Origin of the sequence: Ferviditalea candida, from assembly GCF_035282765.1 — a bacterium.
GTDB lineage: Bacteria > Bacillota > Bacilli > Paenibacillales > KCTC-25726 > Ferviditalea > Ferviditalea candida.
Map to the genome: position 1 here is coordinate 40,111 of NZ_JAYJLD010000003.1, position 22,697 is coordinate 62,807.

At 53.7% G+C, this 22,697-nt stretch carries 23 protein-coding genes and 2 tRNA genes; 3 read left to right on the forward strand and 22 right to left on the reverse strand.

Annotation, left to right across the window (positions count from 1 at the left end; translation table 11 throughout):
* Window positions 1–19 precede the first annotated feature (19 nt).
* Window positions 20–1,357 carry a Na+/H+ antiporter NhaC family protein gene (locus VF724_RS02855; RefSeq protein WP_371752708.1) on the reverse strand — a complete coding sequence of 446 codons (1,338 nt, stop codon included), beginning with the start codon at window positions 1,355–1,357 and terminating at the stop codon, window positions 20–22.
* Window positions 1,358–1,535: 178 nt separating this feature from the next.
* On the opposite strand from VF724_RS02855, the gene VF724_RS02860 reads away from it, so the two are divergent.
* Window positions 1,536–2,558 (forward strand): protease complex subunit PrcB family protein, encoded by a 1,023-nt coding sequence (locus tag VF724_RS02860; RefSeq protein ID WP_371752709.1) that lies wholly within the window; start codon window positions 1,536–1,538, stop codon window positions 2,556–2,558.
* A 16-nt stretch (window positions 2,559–2,574) separates the two neighbouring features.
* On the opposite strand, the gene VF724_RS02865 is transcribed toward VF724_RS02860, so the two are convergent.
* The 4 genes from VF724_RS02865 to VF724_RS02880 all read right to left on the reverse strand — a co-directional run bounded on the left by VF724_RS02865 (window position 2,575) and on the right by VF724_RS02880 (window position 4,036).
* On the reverse strand, window positions 2,575–2,904 hold the full coding sequence (locus tag VF724_RS02865; RefSeq protein WP_371752710.1) for a hypothetical protein: 330 nt from the start codon (window positions 2,902–2,904) through the stop codon (window positions 2,575–2,577).
* Window positions 2,905–2,979: 75 nt separating this feature from the next.
* Window positions 2,980–3,201, reverse strand: coding sequence for an anti-sigma factor (locus VF724_RS02870; RefSeq protein WP_371752867.1), 222 nt, complete (start codon window positions 3,199–3,201; stop codon window positions 2,980–2,982).
* A gap of 113 nt (window positions 3,202–3,314) precedes the next feature.
* A complete protein-coding gene (locus VF724_RS02875) occupies window positions 3,315–3,488 on the reverse strand; it encodes a hypothetical protein (RefSeq protein WP_371752711.1) in 174 nt (57 codons plus the stop codon).
* Complete coding sequence (locus tag VF724_RS02880; RefSeq protein WP_371752712.1) at window positions 3,449–4,036, reverse strand: stalk domain-containing protein; 588 nt, start codon at window positions 4,034–4,036, stop codon at window positions 3,449–3,451. The genes VF724_RS02875 and VF724_RS02880 overlap by 40 nt, the downstream gene beginning before the upstream one ends.
* Before the next feature lie 200 nt (window positions 4,037–4,236).
* On the opposite strand from VF724_RS02880, the gene VF724_RS02885 reads away from it, so the two are divergent.
* Entirely contained in the window at window positions 4,237–5,331 is a 1,095-nt protein-coding gene (locus VF724_RS02885) for a thermonuclease family protein (RefSeq protein WP_371752713.1), read from the forward strand.
* Between the two features lie 107 nt (window positions 5,332–5,438).
* On the opposite strand, the gene VF724_RS02890 is transcribed toward VF724_RS02885, so the two are convergent.
* The 15 genes from VF724_RS02890 to lspA all read right to left on the reverse strand — a co-directional run bounded on the left by VF724_RS02890 (window position 5,439) and on the right by lspA (window position 18,544).
* A tRNA-Ile gene (locus tag VF724_RS02890) sits at window positions 5,439–5,512 on the reverse strand.
* A gap of 21 nt (window positions 5,513–5,533) precedes the next feature.
* Window positions 5,534–5,610: transfer RNA gene (locus tag VF724_RS02895), tRNA-Met, on the reverse strand.
* 67 nt (window positions 5,611–5,677) lie between these two features.
* Window positions 5,678–5,842, reverse strand: coding sequence for a hypothetical protein (locus VF724_RS02900; RefSeq protein ID WP_371752714.1), 165 nt, complete (start codon window positions 5,840–5,842; stop codon window positions 5,678–5,680).
* A gap of 187 nt (window positions 5,843–6,029) precedes the next feature.
* On the reverse strand, window positions 6,030–6,590 hold the full coding sequence (locus VF724_RS02905) for a phosphatidylglycerophosphatase A family protein (RefSeq protein WP_371752715.1): 561 nt from the start codon (window positions 6,588–6,590) through the stop codon (window positions 6,030–6,032).
* Between the two features lie 62 nt (window positions 6,591–6,652).
* Entirely contained in the window at window positions 6,653–6,808 is a 156-nt protein-coding gene (locus tag VF724_RS02910; protein ID WP_371752716.1) for a hypothetical protein, read from the reverse strand.
* A gap of 119 nt (window positions 6,809–6,927) precedes the next feature.
* Window positions 6,928–7,578: an orotate phosphoribosyltransferase gene (pyrE, locus tag VF724_RS02915; RefSeq protein ID WP_371752717.1), complete on the reverse strand. Its 651-nt coding sequence runs from the start codon at window positions 7,576–7,578 to the stop codon at window positions 6,928–6,930.
* Window positions 7,575–8,309 carry an orotidine-5'-phosphate decarboxylase gene (pyrF, locus tag VF724_RS02920; RefSeq protein ID WP_371752718.1) on the reverse strand — a complete coding sequence of 245 codons (735 nt, stop codon included), beginning with the start codon at window positions 8,307–8,309 and terminating at the stop codon, window positions 7,575–7,577. The genes pyrE and pyrF overlap by 4 nt, the downstream gene beginning before the upstream one ends.
* A gap of 20 nt (window positions 8,310–8,329) precedes the next feature.
* Complete coding sequence (gene carB, locus VF724_RS02925; protein ID WP_371752719.1) at window positions 8,330–11,551, reverse strand: carbamoyl-phosphate synthase large subunit; 3,222 nt, start codon at window positions 11,549–11,551, stop codon at window positions 8,330–8,332.
* On the reverse strand, window positions 11,538–12,695 hold the full coding sequence (locus VF724_RS02930; RefSeq protein ID WP_371752720.1) for a carbamoyl phosphate synthase small subunit: 1,158 nt from the start codon (window positions 12,693–12,695) through the stop codon (window positions 11,538–11,540). The genes carB and VF724_RS02930 overlap by 14 nt, the downstream gene beginning before the upstream one ends.
* Before the next feature lie 22 nt (window positions 12,696–12,717).
* On the reverse strand, window positions 12,718–14,013 hold the full coding sequence (gene pyrC, locus VF724_RS02935) for a dihydroorotase (protein ID WP_371752721.1): 1,296 nt from the start codon (window positions 14,011–14,013) through the stop codon (window positions 12,718–12,720).
* 31 nt (window positions 14,014–14,044) lie between these two features.
* Entirely contained in the window at window positions 14,045–14,950 is a 906-nt protein-coding gene (locus VF724_RS02940; protein WP_371752722.1) for an aspartate carbamoyltransferase catalytic subunit, read from the reverse strand.
* The gene (gene pyrR, locus VF724_RS02945; protein ID WP_371752868.1) at window positions 14,950–15,501 is read right to left on the reverse strand and encodes a bifunctional pyr operon transcriptional regulator/uracil phosphoribosyltransferase PyrR; all 552 of its coding nucleotides are present in this window, start codon (window positions 15,499–15,501) and stop codon (window positions 14,950–14,952) included. Before pyrR ends, VF724_RS02940 begins: the two co-directional genes overlap by 1 nt.
* A gap of 296 nt (window positions 15,502–15,797) precedes the next feature.
* The gene (locus VF724_RS02950) at window positions 15,798–17,033 is read right to left on the reverse strand and encodes an LL-diaminopimelate aminotransferase (protein WP_371752723.1); all 1,236 of its coding nucleotides are present in this window, start codon (window positions 17,031–17,033) and stop codon (window positions 15,798–15,800) included.
* A 52-nt stretch (window positions 17,034–17,085) separates the two neighbouring features.
* Window positions 17,086–18,045, reverse strand: a complete 960-nt coding sequence (locus VF724_RS02955; RefSeq protein ID WP_371752724.1) for an RluA family pseudouridine synthase — start codon at window positions 18,043–18,045, stop codon at window positions 17,086–17,088.
* Window positions 18,032–18,544: a signal peptidase II gene (gene lspA / locus VF724_RS02960; RefSeq protein WP_371752725.1), complete on the reverse strand. Its 513-nt coding sequence runs from the start codon at window positions 18,542–18,544 to the stop codon at window positions 18,032–18,034. The genes VF724_RS02955 and lspA overlap by 14 nt, the downstream gene beginning before the upstream one ends.
* Before the next feature lie 206 nt (window positions 18,545–18,750).
* Here lspA and VF724_RS02965 point away from each other — a divergent pair, with 206 nt between their 5' ends.
* The gene (locus VF724_RS02965) at window positions 18,751–19,500 is read left to right on the forward strand and encodes a TraR/DksA C4-type zinc finger protein (RefSeq protein ID WP_371752726.1); all 750 of its coding nucleotides are present in this window, start codon (window positions 18,751–18,753) and stop codon (window positions 19,498–19,500) included.
* Here VF724_RS02965 and VF724_RS02970 read toward each other — a convergent pair.
* Both VF724_RS02970 and ileS read right to left on the reverse strand, forming a co-directional pair.
* Window positions 19,497–19,826 (reverse strand): DUF5665 domain-containing protein, encoded by a 330-nt coding sequence (locus tag VF724_RS02970; protein WP_371752727.1) that lies wholly within the window; start codon window positions 19,824–19,826, stop codon window positions 19,497–19,499. The genes VF724_RS02965 and VF724_RS02970 overlap by 4 nt on opposite strands.
* Before the next feature lie 76 nt (window positions 19,827–19,902).
* A complete protein-coding gene (ileS, locus tag VF724_RS02975) occupies window positions 19,903–22,677 on the reverse strand; it encodes an isoleucine--tRNA ligase (RefSeq protein WP_371752728.1) in 2,775 nt (924 codons plus the stop codon).
* Between the last annotated feature and the right edge of the window lie 20 nt (window positions 22,678–22,697).

A 22,697-nucleotide genomic window follows, 5' to 3' on the forward strand; every position in this document is an offset into this window, starting at 1 on the left:
TGAGGGTAAAATGAAACCGTCACGCCGGCAGGTGCGACCGTTTTTTATTTTGCGCCATGGACAGGGCAAAGGTCAGTACAGGCATGCTCCATAAAAAAGCGGCATACGGCACATACTGCTCCGTCGGAACATTCAGGATGGTGCTGCAGAGCACGGCGAGCATATTCCAGGGAATCATCGCCGCAAAGACCAGCCCGGTGTCGGCAACTACCCGGGCAAGCTGCTCTTTGGGGAAGCGCTCGGACCATACCGGAAGCAGCGTCCTGCCGCTCATCATGATCGGCAGGGTCTGCGTGCAGGAAACCAGCGCGATCCCCAGGCCGAACAGGGCCACCCGCCAAGTCGACGCGGCCAGTGAAGGCGAATGGCCGATCATCCTGCGTGCGTAAGGCTGGGTCGTCCCGGTGTATTCCAGCAGGCCGCTGAAAGCGCCGGCCATCGCGATCAGCAGGATCAGATCGAGCATGTCGGATACGCCTTTGCCGTGCAGCGCGGCCAAGCCGGGCCGCTCGAAGCCATACCACAAATCGCGTGCCCATTGTGCGGGCGCAACGCCCTGCAGGATCGTACCGATGATGAGCGCCGCGCCGATGGCAATGAAGAACGCGGTTCGCGTCTTCAGCCGGATCAGCATGGCCAACAGCAGCAGCGCAGGCGGAATCAGCAGAATCGGGCTTGTCCGAAAGAAAGCTGCATCCGCCCCCAGGTTCAGCGTGTCCGCCGAGATGCCCCAGTTTCCGTTCAGATCCAGCGTGAGGTAAAACAACACGGATACGGTCAACGCTGCGAGAGTTGTCGGCAGGATGGCATGCCCCTGCCGACGCATGGGCACTCCTGTGGATGAGGCGGTCAGCTGGCGCGCGCTGGAGAACGGGGACGTCCGATCGCCCACGAACGCGCCGGAAACCAGGGCGCCCGCCGCCATCGGCAAAGGAATATGCAAATACGCAGCCATGCCGATCAGCGGGATGCCCAACGCGCTCAGCGTCCCCGTTGAAGTGCCCAGAATCATGGATACGATCGCGGAAAAAACGAAAGAATAGACAAGAAAATAGGTCGGATCCATCAAGCACAAACCGGTCTTGACCATATAGGTAATCGTGCCGCTGGCCGTCCAGGCCGGAATAATCAGTCCGACCAGAATCAGAATCCAGATGACCTCTTTGGTTTGGCCCGCTCCGGAAGCCATGTACTGCCGGATTTGAGCGAGCCGGGCCCCTTGCTTCCATGCAAAATAAACCAACATCAACAAACCGGCGGAAAAACCGGCGGCAAGCGAAAAATCGAATATGTAAGCCAAAGCCAGACCGCCGATCGCCGCGGCGGAAGCTCCAAGAAACTGATAGGGGGTCAACATTGCCGGATCGTGCTCCTTTCTTGCTCTTCACTCCATCTTCGCAAATCGGGGCTGAGGCGTCAATTCAAATCGCCGCTTCGATGATAAATGATGCAACCTTGAGCTGACCATTACCGTCTACAAAAGAAACACTCGTGCAGGAATTGAATGCTGCATGTAATGATGAGGTGAAAGGAATATGCGCAAACAATGGAAGAAGATCCTGCCGCTCGCTTTTGTCCTGATGCTTGCTTTCAGCGGAACCGTATTTGCTTTCCGGGATTTGGACGGGGTACAGGGCAAAGACAAAATTAACGAGCTGCAGAAGCTGGGGATTTTAAAGGGCGTGGGAGCGGACAAATTCAACCCGCAGTCACCGCTGAGCTATGCTGAAGGCATCGCCATGGTCGTTAACGGCTTGAACTTGAATATGGACAACATCCGGACCGTCAAGCGGCCGGAGCCCGGCGATTATTTTGCACACGTGCCGAATAATGCCTGGTATGCCCAAGCGTTCAACATCGCGCAGTACAACGGGTTTGATCTTCCCCGCGATTTGCAGCCGGGAAAAACGTTGACGCGCGAACAATTCGCGGATCTGCTGCATAAGGGCATTCTGGCCACCGGCAGCTATGCGTTTATCGAAATGTGGGTTCAGATCGCCGATGAGAACGCTGTTACCAAGACTTACATGACCGCGATCCAGCATTTGTTGGTCACCCGAATCGCATCCTTGGACGATACCGGCTCCTTCCGTCCGAAGGCCTTAATCACCAGAGCCGAAGCAGCGGTCATGCTGCACAGAGCGGTTCAATTCGTTAAGGCTCAGGCTTCCCAAGGATCTCAAACTCCTCCCGATGGGCACCCTCAAGATGGAGTGACAATGCAAATTCAGAAAGTAACCGATCAGGTCAACAAAGTCGTCTTATCCTGGGGAGAAAAGCCGACGACGGGCTACACCGTCACCGTGACCTCCATTCAATTTAAGGGAGATGGCACAGCCGTGATCCGGTACCGGCTGCATGCACCGAGACCCGATGAGATCGTGGGCCAGATGATCACCTATCCGAAGGCGGAAACGTTCATATCCTCCGCATGCAAACCGGTCATCGAACGCGACCCTGACAGCGCCCAAGGGCAATCCGGCTCGTCCGGCCCCGGTTCGTCCGGAACTTTGCCTCCAGACGGGGATACCCCCGTTTCCAATTCCAACATGAACTAAACATCACGTTTCCCGCCTACGGATATGGGAAAAACCCGGGAGAAAGCACGCCGATGCTTTCAATATGCTTACGGGTCTCCTCCGTGCCCAGATTGTAAATCATCTGGTAAATTTCTTTGAGATAGTAGTCGTACGCGTCGTTCTCCTTGTCGTTATGGTACGGAATCGCCGGAATGTGATTGCGGACGAACGTCGCGTCCTCCTCCGTCATCCTGGCGTCGAACAATTCCTGAAGCTTCGCGGCTTCGGCTTCCGTGGCTTCAATTTCCAGCTCATACGCGGCCGCCCCCTGATCCTCCAGAATCGAGCCTGATTGTACAGAGATATAATATTTTTTCTTTTCCATGAACAATTGTCCCCTCCGAACAAGGATTTGTATATCCTTGTTTTCTGTTGTTCGGGGCAAAATTATTCGCATGGCTTACGTTCCCAGCACTTTTTTCCCCCTCGGGCGAGTTCCGTGCGAGTCCGGCTCCAGCGTAATGCCGATCGCATCAAAAGCTTTATCGTCCCCGTTCAACCGATAGGTCAGCACGCCGTTGCCTTGATGATCCGCGCGCAGCGTGCCCGCATTATGCCGGATTCCGTCTTTGATCAACCACACCTGATATGCCTCGTCGCCTTTTATAAGCGATTTTCGGATTGTTCACATCCGTATCCAGCCAAAGATGAATATGCCCTTCTCCCGGCTGAGGCTGCGTCGAAGTCCGGAAATCCCTGAGCGTAAAATGCTCGACTTTCGTTTGAACCGTGATTTCATTTCGATGGATGATCTGACCCTTCCGTTACACCGGAAACCGTCAGCTTCGGAACGGCCGCCGTCGTGAATGTGATGGTCTTCTTCACATCGGGCGTCAACGGCTTATGATTGTTTCCGACCAGTTGTACCGTCAGCGTATGCTTTCCGGGTTGAAGATGGTCGAACGACACCGCTTCCCCGCTGACATCTTGTACGCCGATTTCGGGTCCGACGGATCGCCGTCCATCCACAGATGAACATGCCCATGTCTGGCGGCGGGCGCCGTTTCTTTGCGGAAACCGGCGAGCTGATGATTGAAAACGGCAACGGCGACCTTGACGGAATCGCTGTTCAGCACTTGCCCGTCCGTCACTCCATAAACGCTAAAGCCAGGAGATGCGGAGGATTGGATCGAGACCATTTTCGATTGTGAATCAAAGCCGACCTTGCAGCCGAACAATTCCGCCAGAAAACGGACCGGGCCATATGTCGTTCCGGCAATGATCCGCATTTGCGATGCCGCATCCCACACGATCTCTGCGCCGAGTTGTCCGTCAAAGCTTCTATAAGGCACAAGCGAATGACCGTCCATCACATATGTAGCGGAGCCCACGCTCACCGTTTTCCCGTCCAGCAGCACACTCAGCCCTGTCGCCAACTTTTCGTCGGCAAAGGCGGTTACCGACGCCATCGAGAACAGCATGACCAAGATCAATAATGCGGATAACTTCTTTTTCACAATCAAACAACCTCCTCGCAAAATGTATTTTGTTCAAGTAAACGGATCGGTTCGCAAAACGGTTTGATCGATCGTTCAATTTTTTTGGCGATGCTTGGCAAGCGTTAAAAATCCTCTGGTCAATCACGTTTATTGAGCGTATCATAGTTGGGTGGAGCATTCATCATCGGAACCAACACAGAGAGGACAAGAGAACCGCTATGACACTGATACTGATTCTAGCAATAGCGCTTTCTTTCGGAACGGCCGTTTTCACGGCAGCCGGTTTATACCGTCGGGATACCCGGAAAGCCGCTTTAGGGATGCATTCCATCTTCTTGCTGCTCCTTCTGTCTGCGGGACTGACGGGCTGCGCCCCGCATCCTTCTTCCAAGCCTGCCGCAAGCGTCCAAAAATTGCCCGGGGGGAACCTTGCCCAAGAGAACAGCGGTCTTCCAAGCAGCAACGTTGACAAACTAAGTGAAACGGCGGACAGCGGCAACAAGAGCCGCCGGCTGATCAATGCCTCAATCGTGCGCGTAATCGACGGGGATACGATGGAAGTCAGCTTGGGACGTCAAACGGAGAAGATCCGCCTGCTGCTGGTTGATACGCCGGAAACCGTCCATCCGGAAAAGCCCGTCGAGCCCTTCGGCCCGGAAGCCTCGGCATTCGCCAAAGACACGCTTTCCGGCCAAAACGTCCAACTGGAATTGGATGTGTCCGAAAGAGACAAGTATGGGCGAGTGCTGGTCTATCTTTGGCATGACGGCAGAATGTTCAATGAAATGCTGCTGGAAAAAGGGTTGGCCCGGGTCGCATACGTCTATCCTCCCAACGTCAAATATGTGGACGAATTCAGGCAAATTCAGAAAAAAGCGCAATTGGCCGGAATCGGCATTTGGAGCATAGAGAATTACGCGCGCGAAGACGGCTTCCATGATGAGGTTGCCGGCAATCTTCCCGAAACGGGTTCAAGTGTAACGAAACCCGCTCCCAGCGAGGGTCCCGGCGCCGCTTCCAATCCCGGTTCCAGCCCGATATCCGGCCTGAGGGTCGTCAGTGTAACTTCACCCGTGACCGCCGGAGGATATGCAACGCTCACTGCCGAAACCGCTCCGGGAGCAAGCGCCGGCATTACCGTTTACTATAAAAGCGGTCCAAGCAAGGCTTCCGGTTTGCAGATCAAACAGGCGGATGCCCGAGGCCGTGTCAGTTGGACTTGGAAAGTCGGAAACCGAACGACTCCCGGAACCTGGCGGATTGCCGTCACTTCCGAAGGAAAGACCGTGGAGACGCAATTCGAAGTGAGATAAAAATGGGAACGGAACGAAAATACGAAAAATCCCCGTTCGGGAAGGCGTCAGCCCCCCAAACGGGGATATGATTGTTGAAATCAAGGATTATCCGGGTTTGTGGTGTATGGGCCCTGAGGGACTCGAACCCCCGACCAATCGGTTATGAGCCGACCGCTCTAACCAACTGAGCTAAGGGCCCGCAAACATCGGCATTGAAATTTGGTTGCGGGGGCAGGATTTGAACCTGCGGCCTTCGGGTTATGAGCCCGACGAGCTACCGGACTGCTCCACCCCGCGTTAATGCGACAACAAAAATAACTATACACCAATCCTTCTTCGGAAGTCAAGAACGGATTTCAAGCATTCAAGGCAGAAATTTCACGCCGTACCTGCCTTTTCTCGATTGAAAAACCTCCACCGCCTGCGGGCTTTCATATCCGTAAATCCACCAGTCCTCTTCTATTCTTTTAGCCAGGCAGCCGGCCTGAAACTTGGTTTTGTATAATTTGACCCAATATACCCAATGCATGTCTGCAAGTCACTCCATATCGAAATCAGTTAATTTTTCTTTCCCAATAGCATAACCAATTTCCCGGAAGACTAACGAAACGGATTCCAATTCGTCAGCACAGGGCAAGCCATAAAAAACGTTCCCGCAAATAACAAGGGGCCGCCCGGCTCGGGGGACAGCCCGCATGATTTTTTTAAAAAATGCATCAGCTTGCGTTTTCATCCGACAAAGGTCCGGTTTCGCTCCCAGCACCGGGCTCTTGATTCTCCTCGTTATCCCTGCTGCGGTGGGCAATGCGGCCCGAAGCCGCTGCCGCGACGCTGGCCACAAGATCATCGAGAAAGGTGTGCACGCTTTCGCTGAATTTCGTATCAAGATGCTTAATGATGCCCGATTTTTGTTTGTCCAGATGGCCGAATGTCGTGACCGCGATGCTGCCGTAACCAAGTACCGAACCGAATGCAAGCGTCTCGTCACAGCCGAACAAGCTCTCATCGGCTTCGACGAGCGATTGAAGCGGCTCAGACAGCTTTTTCTGCTCGGCCAGGGTGTCCAATTCCATTCCAACCAACAGGGCGTGTAGAATTTCCCGTTTTTGCAATACTGCGTTGACACTGTCCACACATTCTTCAAATGAAAGGTTTGGATGATACGGGGACTGCATCTCGTAAACAATCTCGGCGATATCTTCAATTTTCACGCCGCGCTGCGCCAGTTTGTTCATGGCGGCTTCTTTGACTTCCCTGCTGTGCACAACTCTAGCCAATTCAACCATCCCCTTTCCCTGATAGCTCAATTATACCATGAAAGGAAGTGTTATTGTTGTGCTCATCTCGTCTCCGCCTTCCAGTTATAAAATTTCGAGCCGACGATAAAGATGACGAGCACCCCGATGATCTGCTTGATCCCCTCCCCGTTTTTCAGCCAATTCATGCCTTGAACGGAGATCTCTCCGCTGTCCGGCTGCTGCAAACCTTCAATCATTTTCCTGTTGCGATTTCATCATAGACCCAAATATAAGCAAATAATACCGCCTCCGGAATTTTTTTACTCTCAGTCCAAAGGCGGATGATAAATCATTGCAAAAACCCTATGAAAGTTTACTATTCGAATCTATGCGCATAATTTTGCGGGTCCGCTTTCCAGGACGTAAGCAAAGCGGTATCCTTGCTAGCGATTTTGCCCATCTGCAGCGCCGTTGGAAGCAGCATCGAATAATTCGTCAATGTATGAAGGGGAATATTCTGATTCGCAAATGCTTCCGCCGCCGACTCCAATTCGTAAGTAAAAATCGCCAGCACGCCAAGAACCTCTCCGCCGGCTTCTTTTACGGCTTCGGCCACCTTCAGAGAGCTTCCGCCGGTCGAAACCAGATCCTCGATGACTACTGTTTTCTGCCCTGGCTTAAGCAGTCCCTCAATCCGGTTTTCCTTGCCGTGGCCTTTCGCCTTGTCGCGCACATAGACCATCGGCAGCTTCAATTTCTGCGCAACCCAAGCCGCGTGCGGAATACCCCCCGTAGCGGCGCCGGCGATCAATTCGGCATCGGGATGGTACTGCTTGATCAGGGTAACGAATCCGTCGGCAATCATTTCGCGGATCTCCGGATAGGAAATGGTCAGCCGGTTGTCGCAGTAGATCGGCGATTTCATGCCCGATGCCCACGTAAAAGGCTCGTTGGGGCGAAGCACCACCGCACCGATTTTCAGCAGCGCTTCGGCTATGTCGATCGCAATCTGTTCTTTCAGATTCATGGTTCGGACAACTCCTTTATGATCGATTCCAACGCTTGGCGGGGATTGTCAGCAGTCGTGATCGGCCGGCCGATCACGATGTAGTCCGCCCCCTGCGCAAAGGCTTGCTTCGGGGACATGATCCGAAACTGGTCTCCGATGGCGGAGCCATGCGGGCGAATTCCCGGTACGATCGTCAGAAAAGACGATCCGCAGGTCTGCTTGATGGCCGCAACCTCCAACGGGGAGGTGACCACTCCGTTCAGGCCCGCTTGCTTCGCCAGATTTGCGTAGTGCAGGACGGATTCTTCCACATTGCCGGGAATACCGATTTCCGAGTTCAAAACAATCTGGGATGTGCTGGTCAGCTGCGTCACCGCGATCACAATCGGCCGCTGTATCCCCACTCGTGCGGAAAGCGCCGTATCGATCCCCTCGAGTGCGGCTTCCATCATACGGCTGCCGCCCGCCGCATGGACGTTGAACATATCAACGCCGAGACGGGTAATGCTGTCGGCGGCTCCCTTCACCGTGTTTGGGATATCGTGCAGCTTCAAATCAAGAAAGACGCGATAGCCCTGCTCCTTCAGCATGAGAATAAATTGCGGACCTGAAGCATAAAACAGCTGCATGCCCACTTTCAAGTAGCAGGGGATGCCCTTCAGTTCGCTCAGCAGCTTTTTGGCATCCGACGGATGGGGCACATCCAGCGCCACAATGATTTTCTCGGCAATAGCGGTATGCGATTTCATGCTTTGCCCCCTTTTTCCATCTAATTCAATTGATGTGCCGGCATCGCACGCGACGAGAAGTTGATCGTTTCCATCATGTTCAAGAGCGCCCGCACCGTATCCAGCGAAGTCATGCAGACAACGCCGTTTTCCACAGCTTCGCGGCGGATGCGGAACCCGTCGCGCTCGGGCGTTTTGCCCTTAGTCAGCGTATTGAACACAAACTGCGCTTTGCCGTTGCGGATCAAGTCCAGTATATTCGGCGAACCCTCGCTCAGCTTGTTTACCTTTTGCACGTTCAAGCCTTCCTTCTCGAGAGCCTTGGCGGTTCCCCCGGTTGCGATGATGCTGTACCCGAGAGCATGGAATCCTTTCAGCAGACCGATGGCTTCTTCCTTATCCTTTTCGGCAATGGTCGCGATAATCGAGCCCGCGGCCGGAATTTTCATTCCGGAGCCGATCAGCCCTTTATACAGCGCTTTGGCAAACTGCACATCACGGCCCATGACTTCCCCTGTCGATTTCATCTCCGGCCCCAGAGTCGTATCCACCCGGCGCAATTTGGCGAACGAGAAGACGGGAACCTTGACCGACACATAATTGTCCTCCGGCCACAGCCCTTCGCGGTAGCCGAGATCGCTGAGCTTCTGCCCGAGGATGGCCCGGGTCGCGATGTTGGCCATCGGAATGTTGGTCACCTTGCTCAAGAACGGCACAGTCCTGGAGGAGCGCGGATTGACTTCAATGACATAAACCGAATCCTGATGGATGACGAACTGAATATTGACCAGACCGACGGTTTTCAGTTCCTTGGCGATCCGTATGGTGATATCCACCATCTGCTGCTGAATCCGCTGCGGGATCGATTGCGGCGGATAGACTGCAATCGAGTCGCCGGAGTGGACGCCTGCCCGTTCCACATGCTCCATAATGCCCGGGATCAGGACGGTTTCGCCGTCGCAGATCGCGTCGACTTCCGCTTCTTTGCCCAGCAAATAGCGGTCGATCAGCACTGGATGATCCGGATTGATTTTGACGGCCTGCTCCATATAGCTCAACAATTCTTCGTTGGAATAGACGATTTCCATCGCTCTGCCGCCAAGTACATAGGATGGCCGAACCAGGACGGGATATCCGAGGCGGGAGGCAGCCCCGACCGCTTCATCGACGGATGTCACCGTCACTCCCGGCGGTTGGGCGATATTCAATCTGTTCAGCAAGGCTTCGAATTTTTTGCGGTCTTCTGCCTCATCGATGCTGTTCAGGCTCGTCCCGAGAATCTTGACGCCCGCCTTTGACAGAGGAGCAGCCAGATTGATTGCAGTTTGTCCGCCGAATTGGACGATGACCCCGATCGGTTTTTCCTGTTCAATTACATTCATGACGTCCTCGAGGAACAGAGGCTCGAAGTACAGGCGATCCGATGTGTTGAAGTCGGTGGACACCGTTTCCGGATTGTTGTTGATGATGACCGCTTCATAGCCGGCATCCTGAATCGCCCAGACGGCATGCACCGTCGAATAGTCGAACTCGATACCCTGACCGATGCGGATCGGTCCCGAGCCGAGCACAACCACCTTTTCCTTGCGGCTTGCCGTCACTTCATTCTCCGTCTCGTATGTTGAGTAATAATACGGAGTGGAGGCTTCGAATTCGGCCGCGCAGGTGTCCACCATTTTGTAAACCGGCCGTATGTTGTTCTTCAGCCGGTACTCCCTCACTTCACTCTCGGCTGTGAGCGGCAGACCCGGATTGCCGATTTTGCGGATTTCAGCGATGGCGCGGTCGGCGAACCCTTTGCGCTTGGCCTCCAAAAGCATCTCAGGAGATAAAATATCCGTGTTCTTCAAGGTCGTTTCAAATTCCACAAGACCTTTGATCTTATTCAAAAACCACCAGTCGATTTTCGTCAGATCGTTTAACTGGAGCACATTGTAGCCTCTGCGGAACGCTTCGGCCACAAGGAACAGGCGCTCGTCGTCAGGCTTTTGCAGGCGCTGCTCGAGCGTCTCCCGATCAAGCAGCTCGGCTTCCTTCAGATAAAGCCGGTTGACTCCGATTTCCAAGGAACGGACGGCCTTTTGGATCGACTCCTCGAACGTTCGGCCGATGGCCATGACTTCGCCGGTCGCCTTCATTTGCGTACCCAGCTTGCGATTGGCGCTTGTAAACTTGTCGAACGGCCAGCGTGGAATTTTCGAAACCACATAATCCAGCGTCGGTTCAAAGCAGGCATAGGTTTGTCCCGTCACGGGGTTGAGCAGCTCATCCAGCGTGTAGCCGACGGCAATTTTCGCAGCCATTTTGGCGATCGGATAACCGGTGGCCTTCGAGGCCAGCGCCGACGAACGGCTGACGCGCGGATTGACTTCAATCACATAATATTGATAGCTGTGCGGATCAAGCGCAAACTGCACATTGCAGCCGCCCTCGATGTTCAGCGCGCGGATAATTTTCAGCGATGCCGCGCGAAGCATCTGGTATTCCCGGTCGGAGAGCGTTTGGCTCGGCGCCACGACGATGCTGTCGCCCGTATGGACGCCAACCGGATCGATATTTTCCATGTTGCAGACCACGATACAGTTATCATTGGCGTCGCGCATCACTTCATATTCAACTTCCTTCATGCCGGCGATGCTTTTTTCCACCAGACACTGCCCGATCGGGCTGTAGCGGATTCCCGCAGTCACAATTTCTATCAATTCCTCCTGCGTGTTGGCGATGCCGCCGCCGGTGCCGCCCAGCGTATAGGCCGGACGCACAATGATCGGATAGCCGATCTCGCCGCCGAAATCAACCGCCTGAGCCACGGTGGTAACGATGGCGCTGTCCGGAACCGGCTGCTCCAGCTCCCTCATCAGCTCCCGGAACAAATCGCGGTCCTCCGCTTTCTCGATCGCGTTCAACTGAGTGCCGAGCAGCTTGACGTTCTCCTGGTCAAGCACTCCGCTTTTGGCGAGCTCCACCGCCATGTTCAGCCCGGTTTGTCCGCCGAGCGTCGGCAAAAGTCCGTCCGGCTTTTCTTGGCGGATGATCTGTGCGACAAAATCGGGTGTGATCGGTTCGATATAGACCTTGTCGGCCATGTTGGTGTCTGTCATGATGGTGGCCGGATTGCTGTTGATCAGCACAACCTCAAGCCCCTCTTCCTTCAGGGCCTGGCAGGCCTGCGTGCCTGCGTAGTCAAATTCGGCGGCCTGCCCGATCACGATCGGACCGGAGCCGATTACCAATATTTTTTTCAAGCTCTCATTTTTGGGCATACTGCAGCTCTCCCTTCTCCGATTTCAGCGCGGCAGCCGCAAACTGAACCTGTCTGGGCACCTCAGGGTGCTTCTTGCGGTGCTGCCTGATCATCTCCAAAAATTCGTCAAACAGATAGCTGGAATCGTAGGGTCCGGGAGAAGCTTCCGGATGGTACTGCACGGAGAAGGCCGGCAGCGATTCGTGCTTCAGTCCCTCGATCGTCCCATCGTTATTGTTGATATGGGTAACCTCCAGCGGCGTGCCGGAAATCGAATCGTCCATGACGGTATAGCCGTGGTTTTGCGATGTGATATAGCATCTGTTCGTTTTCAGATCTTTGACTGGATGATTGCCGCCGCGGTGGCCGAATTTCAGTTTTTCCGTATCCGCTCCGCAAGCCAGAGCGAACAGCTGATGGCCAAGGCAGATACCGAAAATCGGATATTCCTGCATCACTTCGGAAATCATCCGTACCGCATGGGGAACGTCCTTCGGGTCCCCGGGACCGTTGGACAGCAGAATCCCGTCCGGTTGAAGCCTTCTGATCTCGTCGGCGGTAGCATCGTGAGGCACAACGACCACATCGCAGCCGCGTTGGGTCAAATCGCGCAGAATCCCGCTTTTGGAGCCAAAGTCCACCAGCACGATGCGTTCCTTATTGCCGGGACTGGAAAACACGCTGCGGGTCGATACCCGTTTGACCTGATCGGTCATCAAGGGTGTTGCATGGAGCAGTTCCTTGAGCTCGGCAACCGATTGGCTTGAGGTGGTCAGAATTCCTTTCATGGTCCCGTAATGGCGGATAATGCGGGTGAGCTGACGGGTATCGATTCCGCTGATGCCCGGTATGCCGTATTCCTTCAACAGCTCATCCAATGTGTATTGAGCCCTCCAGTTGCTGGGCACTTCTTCATATTCGCGGACAATGAAACCGTGAATGAAGGGGCGAACCGATTCAAAATCGTCACGGGTAATGCCGTAGTTGCCGATCAACGGATAGGTCATCGTCACGATCTGACCGCAGTAAGACGGATCGGATAGAACTTCCTGATAGCCCGTAATTCCCGTGTTGAACACGACTTCGCCCACAGATTCGGCGGTGCTGCCGAATGATTTGCCGACAAACAGGGTGCCGTCCTCCAACAATAATCTTGCCTGCATGATTCCCACTCCTTATCGATATTTATCTCATGTTTGCCGACCAGACAACGTTTCCTGAAACCAGGGTCATCACCGGCCAGCCCTTGAGCTTCCAACCGGCGAACGGCATATTGCTGCTTTTGGATAAAAAGGCGGAGGGATCGACAATCTGCTCCAGCTCCAAATCCACGATGGTCAAATCCGCTTCGCAACCGGGTTCCAATTGTCCCCAAGGGAGTCCGAACACCTCAGCCGGCTTGGCCGTCATTTTGTCCAGCAGAAAGCCGAGGCTCCATTTCCCTGCTGCTACAAATCGGGTGTACAGCAACGGAAAAGCCGTTTCCAGCCCGACGATTCCGAAAGGCGCAAGCTGCATGCCTTTCGCTTTTTCTTCCTGCGTATGGGGGGCATGGTCGGTGACGATGATGTCGATCGTACCGTCTTCCAGCCCTTCGATTACCGCCTGCACGTCTTTCGGCGAGCGGAGCGGCGGGTTCATTTTCCAATTCGCGTCAAGTCCGGGAATATCCTCATCGGACAGCAGCAGGTGGTGCGGACATACCTCCGCCGTCACCTTAATCCCCAGCTGCTTGGCTTGGCGGATCAGTCGGACGGATTGCTCCGTGCTGACATGGCACACATGATAATGCGCGCCTGTAGCTTCCGCCAGCAGAATATCCCTGCCGACGTGAATGGCTTCCGACTCGTTCGGTATGCCCTTCAAACCGTATTTCCGCGAGAAGCTTCCTTCATTCACCGGGGCTCCTTTGACCAGCGTCTCATCTTCGCAGTGGGCCACGATCGGAGCATCAAGGACACGGGCTAGTCCCATCGCCTCCTTCATCATTTGCGCACTTTGCACGCCGACACCGTCATCGGTAAATCCGACGGCTCCGGCTTCCTTCAATTCGGCAAAATCCGTCAGCTCCCGCCCCAGCTGGTTCTTGGTGATACAGGCATAGGGAAGCACCCGCGCTTTACCCGCTTCTTTCGCTTTATCCAGAATAAAGCGAAGAATCTCCGGCGTATCCGCAACCGGCCGGGTATTGGGCATGCAGGCCACGGCAGTGAATCCTCCTTTGACTGCAGAGGCCGCTCCCGTCGCAATCGTCTCCTTGTGCTCGAAGCCGGGCTCTCTGAAGTGAACATGCATATCGATGAATCCCGGGGAGACGAGCCTTCCCCCGGCGTCAATCACTTCATGTCCGCCGGTATCAAGAGCGGCTGCTTCCGCTTCTGCTATTTTTTCCAGGCGGCCGTTTTCGATCAAAAGATGCTTGTTTTCAAGCCGATCGGTTTCCCGATTATATATTCTTCCGTTTACAATCCAAATCCCCATAATTCCCTCCAATTGTCGGATTCATGAAGCTTTATGTCAGCGCCCGTTCCAGCACAGCCATGCGGATGGGGACGCCGTTGGTCATTTGCGTGAAGATTTTTGATCTTTCATGCTCAACCAGACAATCGTCGATTTCCACATTCCGGTTGACCGGCGCCGGATGCATGATAATGGAGTGTGCCGGCATCCCGGCTGCCCGTTCGGCGGTCAGACCGTACTGCTCTCGGTATTCTTCGGCCGATTGGATCATCCCATGCTCATGGCGCTCCAGCTGTACCCGCAGCATCATCACGACATCGGACTGCAACGCTTCGTCCATGCTTACATACGGAGCGTACTCCATGAGCTCCGCGGCCCGCATATTCTCCGGGGCGCAGAACCTTACTCGGGCTCCCATCGCGGTCAGCCCCCACAGGTTGGACCTGGCTACCCGGCTGTGCTGGATATCTCCGATGATCGACACGGTCAGCCCCTTGATTTCCCTGAAATGCTCCCTGATCGTATATAAATCGAGCAGCGCCTGCGTCGGGTGCTCGTTATTGCCGTCTCCCGCATTGATCAGAGGCACTTTAATTTTGGCAGCCAGCTCTTCAAGCACGCCGATCGGCTTCAGCCGGATGACACCGGCGTCGATGCCCATCGATTCCAGCGTCCGGACCGTATCATGGATAGATTCCCCTTTTTGCACGCTGGATACGGCTGATGTGAAATTGAGGACCTCAGCGCCGAGCCTTTTTTCCGCCACTTCGAATGAAAATCTCGTTCTTGTGCTGTTTTCAAAAAACATATTAGCGACAAATTTACTCTGCAGCAGGTTTGTCACTTTTTCCGTCCGTCCGGCCCAATAGGCCGCCCGATTCAGAATGCTGTTGATTTCATCTGCGCCGATACCCTTCAATCCCAACAAATGTCTATCCATCCCGGCCTGCGCCTGCATCAGTTCACAGAGCTCCTTTGCTGTAAAATGACCACTTGATCCGTCTCGTCCACTTCGATCAACTGAACTTCAATTTTTTCCAGACGGGAGGTCGGCACGTTTTTGCCGACGTAATCCGCCCGAATGGGCAGCTCCCGGTGCCCCCGATCCACCAGCACGGCCAATTGGATCATGCCCGGCCTGCCCAAGTCGATCAAGGCGTCCATCGCCGCCCTGACCGTTCGTCCCGTAAACAGCACGTCGTCAAACAGCACGATCGTCTTTCCTTCAATCGGGAGTTGATCCGGAGGATTCGCAGGCTTTCCGTTCTTGTCCAAAGGGATGTCGTCCCGATAAGGCCGGACATCCAATTCGCCGACCGGGACGGACACCTTCTCGATATCCAGGATCAATTTGGCGATTCTTTCGGCCAGATAAATGCCCCGGGTTCGGATTCCGACAAGCACGACATTCGATACACCCTTATTTTTTTCCAGAATTTCGTGGGCAATCCGGGTCATCGCCCGGCGGATTGCCATTTGATCCATAATCACAAGCTGATTTTCCGCCATTTCCGCCATTGAACCACTCCCCTTTTCGCGAATTTCCATGATTTGGCCGCAAAAAAGCTCCTGCCAGTTAGGCAAGGAGCTTGTGTGATCCGTTAGAACCAGCTGCCGTTCCGGTCGTACGATGACCGCAGAAGGGCAGACTGCATCTGTTTGTGGTTCCCTTACCTTGCCAGCCTCTCTGGACTGATTTAAAGGTTCAATATTCAGCTAAACGGATTATCGCACTTTCCAACTTGCAAGTCAAGTTTATCCGTGAAAAATCGTCTCGACTCGACTACAAGCCCGGCTTGTTTCGATTACAAGCTCAGCTTGTTGATCCGCTCGAGCGCTCTTTGCGTGTTTTCGCGGCTGCCGAAAGCGGTCAGGCGGAAATATCCTTCTCCGTTGCGCCCGAAGCCCACTCCGGGAGTTCCGACTATGTTCGCTTCCGTCAGCAGCTTGTCGAAAAATTCCCAGGAGCTCAAGCCGTTCGGGGTTTTCAGCCAGATATACGGAGCGTTTACGCCGCCGAACACCTCGAGCCCCAACGAGGCGAGCCCATCACGAATCATTTTGGCATTGGTCATGTAGTAATCGACCAGCTGCTTAATTTGCTGACGCCCCTCTTCTGTATAGACTGCCGCAGCGCCCACTTGGGTAATGTAGGACACGCCGTTGAATTTCGTCGTTTGCCTGCGGTTCCACAAATCGTTCAAAGCCACGGCGTTGCCCGATTCATCATAAGCCTTCAATTCTCTCGGCACGACGGTGTAGGCGCAGCGTACGCCGGTGAAGCCGGCGGTTTTAGAGAAGCTCCGGAATTCGATGGCGACTTCCTTCGCGCCCTCAACCTCATAAATGCTGTGCGGCACATCCTCTTCCTGGATGTAGGCTTCATACGCGGAATCGTAAAGAATCACGCACTTATTGTCACGGGCGTAATCGACCCATTTTTTCAGTTCTTCCTTGGACAAGGTCATGCCCGTAGGATTGTTCGGATAGCATAGATAGATCAGATCGACCTTTTGCGTCGGAAGCGAAGGGATAAATTGGTTTTCGGCATGGGTCGGAATGTAGACAATACCGTCATACCGCTTCGTTTCCGGATTGAAGTGTCCTGCTCGGCCGGCCATGACGTTGCTGTCCACATAAACGGGATATACCGGATCCATAACGGCCACGATGCTGTCCTGGCTGAAAATTTCCTGGATGTTGCCGACATCGCACTTTGACCCGTCGCTGACGAACACTTCATTTTTTTCCAAGGAAATGCCGCGGGCCTTATAATCATGCTCGATGATGGTTTCGATCAAGAAATCGTAGCCTTGCTCCGGACCATATCCTCTGAACGTTTTTTCATTCGACATTTCGTCCACGCCGGCATGCAGCGAGGATACGACCGCAGGCGTCAGCGGACGCGTAACGTCGCCGATTCCCAAGCTGATGATGTCGGCCCCGGGGTTTTCACTCATAAATTTTGTTCTTCTTTTGGCAATCTCCGCGAAAAGATAGCTTCCCTGAAGCTCCAGGTAGTTTCCATTGATTTTGGCCATGACCCAATTCCTCCTTGTTTCGATAAAAAGGTTTATGATAGTTGTCTTTGACCTATAAACTTCTCAACATATCCAACAGATGCCGCATGTCTTCGGGCAGAGGCGCCTCAAATTGCAAAAACTCGCCCGTTCTCGGATGCTCAAATCCCAGTATGGATGCATGCAGGGCTTGTCCGGTCATTTCCGGCACTTTGCTGAGTCCGCGGCTTCTTCCGTATTGCGGATCTCCGACCAAAGGATGTCCGATAAACTGCATATGTACGCGAATCTGATGCGTCCGGCCCGTCTCCAGCTTCAGCTCCAGATAGGAATAGTCGGCATACCGCCCGATGACGGCAAAATGGGTAACCGACCGTTTGCCGTTTTTGGCGGTCACAGTAAACAGCTTGCGATTGCGCGGATCACGCCCGATCGGCGCGTCCACCGTCCCGTTGTCGTGGGACATGCTGCCGTGCACAATCGCCAAATATTTTCGGGTGACGGAGTGCTCCTTCAGTTGACGGGCTAACGAAATATGAGCCAGATCGTTCTTGGCCGCCATGATCAGGCCGGAGGTATCCTTGTCGATCCGGTGTACGATGCCGGGACGCAGCTGCCCGTTGATGCCCGACAAATCCTTGCAATGATGCATCAGCGCATTGACCAGAGTACCGCTGTAATGTCCGGGAGCCGGATGCACCACCATGCCTCTCGGCTTATTGACCACGATCACATCGCGATCCTCGTAGGCTACGTCCAAAGGAATCGCCTCGGGCTGAATCTCCGCTTCGCCCGGTTGAGGAATCCGCAGCTCGACGCGGTCTTCCTCCGACAGCCGATAGTTCGCTTTGACCACCCGTCCGTTTACCGTGACATGTCCGTCCTTGATCCACTGTTGGATTTGCGAGCGCGAAATATCGTCCTCCAGGGATTCAGTGATGTATTTATCGATTCGCTCACCGGCATCGGCAGGCTCCACATGCCAATCCACCCGGTCTTCTTCCGCCGTTAAAAACTCCTCATCTGGCCTCATCGTGAATAAGATTCTCCTTTTCCTTCCTCCAGGACAGCAGGGAATCGACGAAAATCAAAATCACCCCGATGACGATCGACGAATCGGCCACATTAAATATCGGGTAAACATAGTCGATTGTTCTGCCGAATATTGTGAACTGAAAGTGAAACTGCAAAAAATCCACAACCTCGCCGGTAGAAGCCCTGTCGATGAAATTTCCGACTGCCCCGCCAAGAATCAGACTCAATGCCGTGCTTAGAAGCTTCTTGTCGTTTTGCCGCATCCATTTATTCAAATACCAAATAATGACCGCGACAATAATCACCGTAATGATGAGGAAAAACCACTGCTTGTTTTGCAAAATGCCGAATGCGGCTCCCCGGTTGCGATGCGAGGTGATCATAAAAAAGTTCCCTATCACCGGAATCGATTCATAAAGATCCATCTTATGGACAATCAGCCACTTGGAGATGCGGTCCAGAACAATTACGGCCAAAGCTATCAGATAATAAATCACAATTACGCCCCTCCACTCATTTGCCGTGCCTAATGAACGAATGAATAAAATGAATCCAATGAATCGCAAGTCGATGAATCCCAAGTCATTGTAGCACAGGGTCCTCCTGTTCGTCCAATGGGACGTCTACAAGGAATTACCTCGTTAAAATGCAGGCAATCGGCGAAACCTAGTATCAAATTCATTTACCTCAGGAGGCATCTATCATGAAGCTCAGCGGCAAACAGCTGAAACGCCTGAAGCAGCGCCTGCTTGAAGAGAAACGGGAAGCGGAAAAGCTCATTGACCGCAGCGAAAATTTCGGCCTTTCCCAATCGTTTCGGGATTCGCTCGGAGATTTGTCGGTCAACGATAATCATCCCGGCGACCAAGGCACTGAAATGTTCGAGCGGGGCAAGGATATCGCCCTGAATGAGCTTGCGGAACAGCATCTGGAGAATATCGAACTGGCCTTGGAGAACATCGAAACCGAGAATTACGGAATTTGTCTTGCCTGCGGCCAACCCATCCCTTATTCCAGGCTGGAAGCCATTCCAACCACCCGATATTGCGTAGAGCATGTGCCCAAGCAATTCATTTCCCAACGCCGGCCTCTTGAAGAACGCTTCCTTAGACCACCCTTTGGTCGCACCAGCGTCGATGAGCATGACAGTGAAACGTTCGACGGGGAAGATGCCTGGCAAACCGTTGAGAGCTGGGGAAACTCCGATTCACCGGCGATGGCCGAAGACCCCGAAGCCCTGCATTACAACAATTTGTATATCGAGTCCGACGAGAATGTCGGCTATGTCGAAGCCTTGGAAAGCTTTCTCGCAACCGATTTGTACGGACAGCAGGTAATGGTTGTCCGCAACAACGAGTACAAAAAATATATGGATCAAAACGAAGGCGACCACGGATTGGAAAACATCGATTTGGAGGAGCAAGACGAACCCGCGCGGGACGAATTCGGTTAATAGGCTCTTCTGCCTTCCAATTGAGCCTGAACGATCTTGATCAGCTCGGCGATGAAATCGCCGATAATCGGCAAATTCAAGGCGCCGAGCAACTGCAGCACATACAGAATACCGGCGGCGAAAACAGTGACCCCTATGGCAATTCCGACGCCCCTGGATATGCCCGCAATCAAGTTGGTCCAGATCAGCTTGCGCGGGCTGTTCAGCAGTTGGACATAATCGGCAATTTGGACCTTTTCCATATCAGCCGCCAGTTTTGCCAATTTATCGCGAATCTCGGGCAAAAGCTTCCGTTCGTCGTCCTGTCGACCGCCGATAGCGGACATGGGGGTTCCTCCCTTGTTCACAGTTAGGACCTCAATTCAGCTTCAGCTTTAATCTATTATTCCCATTCCCCGCGTCTTATTGCGAATGCGAAAAATGCTCCTTGATAATCGACGCGCAGCGAGGGCATAAGCTCGGATGCTCGGCATCGGTTCCCACCTCGGGAGTAACGACCCAGCAGCGCTCGCATTTATCCCCTTCTGCCACAAGCACTTTCACGGCGACGCCATTCAGCTTCATGGCATCCTCGGGTGGCTGCTCATCCGCATGATGCAGCTCAACCGCAGAAACGATGAACAATTGATCCAAACGGTCAAAACCGGAAAGCAGGCTTAGCGTTTGTTCATCAGCATAGATGTGTACGGCTGCTCCCAGGGAATTGCCGATGATCTTGTCTTTTCTGGCAACTTCCAGCGCCTTATAGACTTCTTCCCTGACCTCCATGAAACGATTCCATTTGTTTTCCAAACCGGCTTCGTAAATGGACGAATCCGGCAGCGGCAGCTCACTCAGCTGCACGCTCGGAAAATCGGCGCCGGGAACATATTTCCATACTTCATCGGCCGTATGGGGCAGCAGCGGAGCAATCAGTTTAGTTATTGCCGTAAGCGCATCATATAATACGGTTTGGCAGGCCTTCCTTTGAGGATCGTCGGCCGCGCTGACGTAAAGCCGGTCCTTGACGATGTCCAGGTAGAACGCGCTCATCTCGACCGCGCAGAAATGATGGACCGTCTGGTAAACAATATGAAATTCATAATGATCATACGCATCGAGCGTGCGCTCCAGCATACGGTTCATGCGGATTACGGCGTATCGGTCCAATTCGTTCATTTGTTCCACTGGAACTCGATCTTTGGACGGATCGAATCCGCTGAGATTGCCCAAAAGAAAACGCAGTGTGTTGCGGATTTTTCGATAAACCTCGGAAATTTGCGACAGAATGGCATCCGAGATGCGCACATCGGACTGGTAATCCACCGAGGCCACCCAAAGGCGGAGGATATCGGCGCCCAAAGTATTGCAAACCTTCAACGGATCAATCGTATTTCCGAGAGACTTGGACATTTTTCTGCCTTCTCCGTCGAGCGTAAATCCGTGGCTCAAAATGCCCTTGTAGGGCGCCGAACCCAAGACGGCTACCGCAGTGATCAAGGAGGAATTGAACCAGCCGCGATACTGGTCCGAGCCTTCCAGATACAGATCGGCCGGCCATTGAAGCTCGGGACGTGCGGCGAGTACGGCCATATGGCTTGATCCTGAATCAAACCAGACATCCATGATGTCGGTTTCCTTACGGAAATCCCCGCCCCCGCATTTGGAGCAAACCGTGCCGGACGGAAGCAGCTCGCTTTCGTCTTTAACGAACCATGCGCCGGAGCCTTCGCGCTCGAAAATCGCCGCTACTTGATCGATCGTCGCGTCGTTGACCAGCGGTTCGCCGCAGCTTCGGCAGTAAAAGATCGGGATGGGAACCCCCCATGTTCTCTGGCGGGAAATGCACCAGTCTCCCCGTTCCGCGATCATGTTGTGCAGCCGGATTTCACCCCAGGACGGAGTCCATTGAATCCTTTTGATTTCGTCCAGCATTTGCTGGCGGAATTTGTCCACCGATGCGAACCACTGCTCGGTCGCCCGGTAGATGACCGGCTTTTTCGTTCTCCAATCATGCGCATATTGGTGCTGAATAAATCCCAAGTGGAGCAAATGCCCGGATTCCTTGAGCATCTCGGCAATCATTTTGTTCGCCTGATCGTAGAAGATTCCCTCGAACCCGGGAGCCTCACTGGTGAATTTCCCCTGATCATCCACCGGACAAAGCACACCCAGCTGATATCGCTGACCGATGATAAAATCCTCCTCTCCGTGACCCGGAGCCGTGTGAACGCATCCCGTTCCGGCTTCCAAGGTAACATGCTCGCCGACCATGACCAGCGAATCGCGGTCATAAAACGGATGCCGGCAGACCACATATTCCAGATCGGATCCTTTCATCCTTGACAGGATTTGGACCGAGTCCCATTCCAGCTCTTTTTGCACGGAATCCAACAATTCAGCGGCCACCACGTATTTCCTGCCGTTCACCTCAACCAACGTGTATTCAAAATCCGGATGCAGCGAGATGCCGAGGTTCGCCGGGAGCGTCCAAGGCGTAGTCGTCCAGATGACAATAAAGGAGCCTACGGGAAGCTTTCCTTTGCCGTCTTTGACTTCAAAAGCCACATAAATGGACGGCGAGGTCTTCTCTCTGTATTCGATTTCCGCTTCGGCCAGCGCGCTCTCCGAAGAGGGCGACCAATAAACCGGCTTCAGCCCTTTGTAAATGTAGCCTTTCTTGACCATGTCGCCGAACAGACGGATTTGCTGCGCTTCATATTGCGGCTCCAGCGTCACATAGGGATTGTTCCAATCTCCCCGAACGCCCAGGCGTTTGAAGCCCGACTTCTGCCGTTCGATCCACTGCAGGGCATATGCCTTGCACGCATCCCGGAAATCCTGGATCGACATCTTTTTGCGGTCGGCCTTCCCGCTGTTGGAGATGGCCTGTTCGATCGGCAGACCGTGCGTGTCCCACCCCGGAACATAGGGCGAGTCATAGCCCCGCAGCGATTTGTAACGGACGATGATATCCTTGATCACTTTGTTGAGCGCATGCCCGATATGGATGTCTCCATTGGCATAAGGCGGTCCGTCGTGCAGGATAAATTTCGGCTTGCCCTGCCGGCTGGCCTGCACTTTACTGTAAATATCAACCTCGTCCCACCACTTCTGCATTTCCGGTTCGGCGTTGGGAAGATTGCCGCGCATCGGAAAATCGGTTTGCAGCAGGTTTAATGTTTTTCCGTAATCCATTCCTGTTTTTCTCCTTTTAT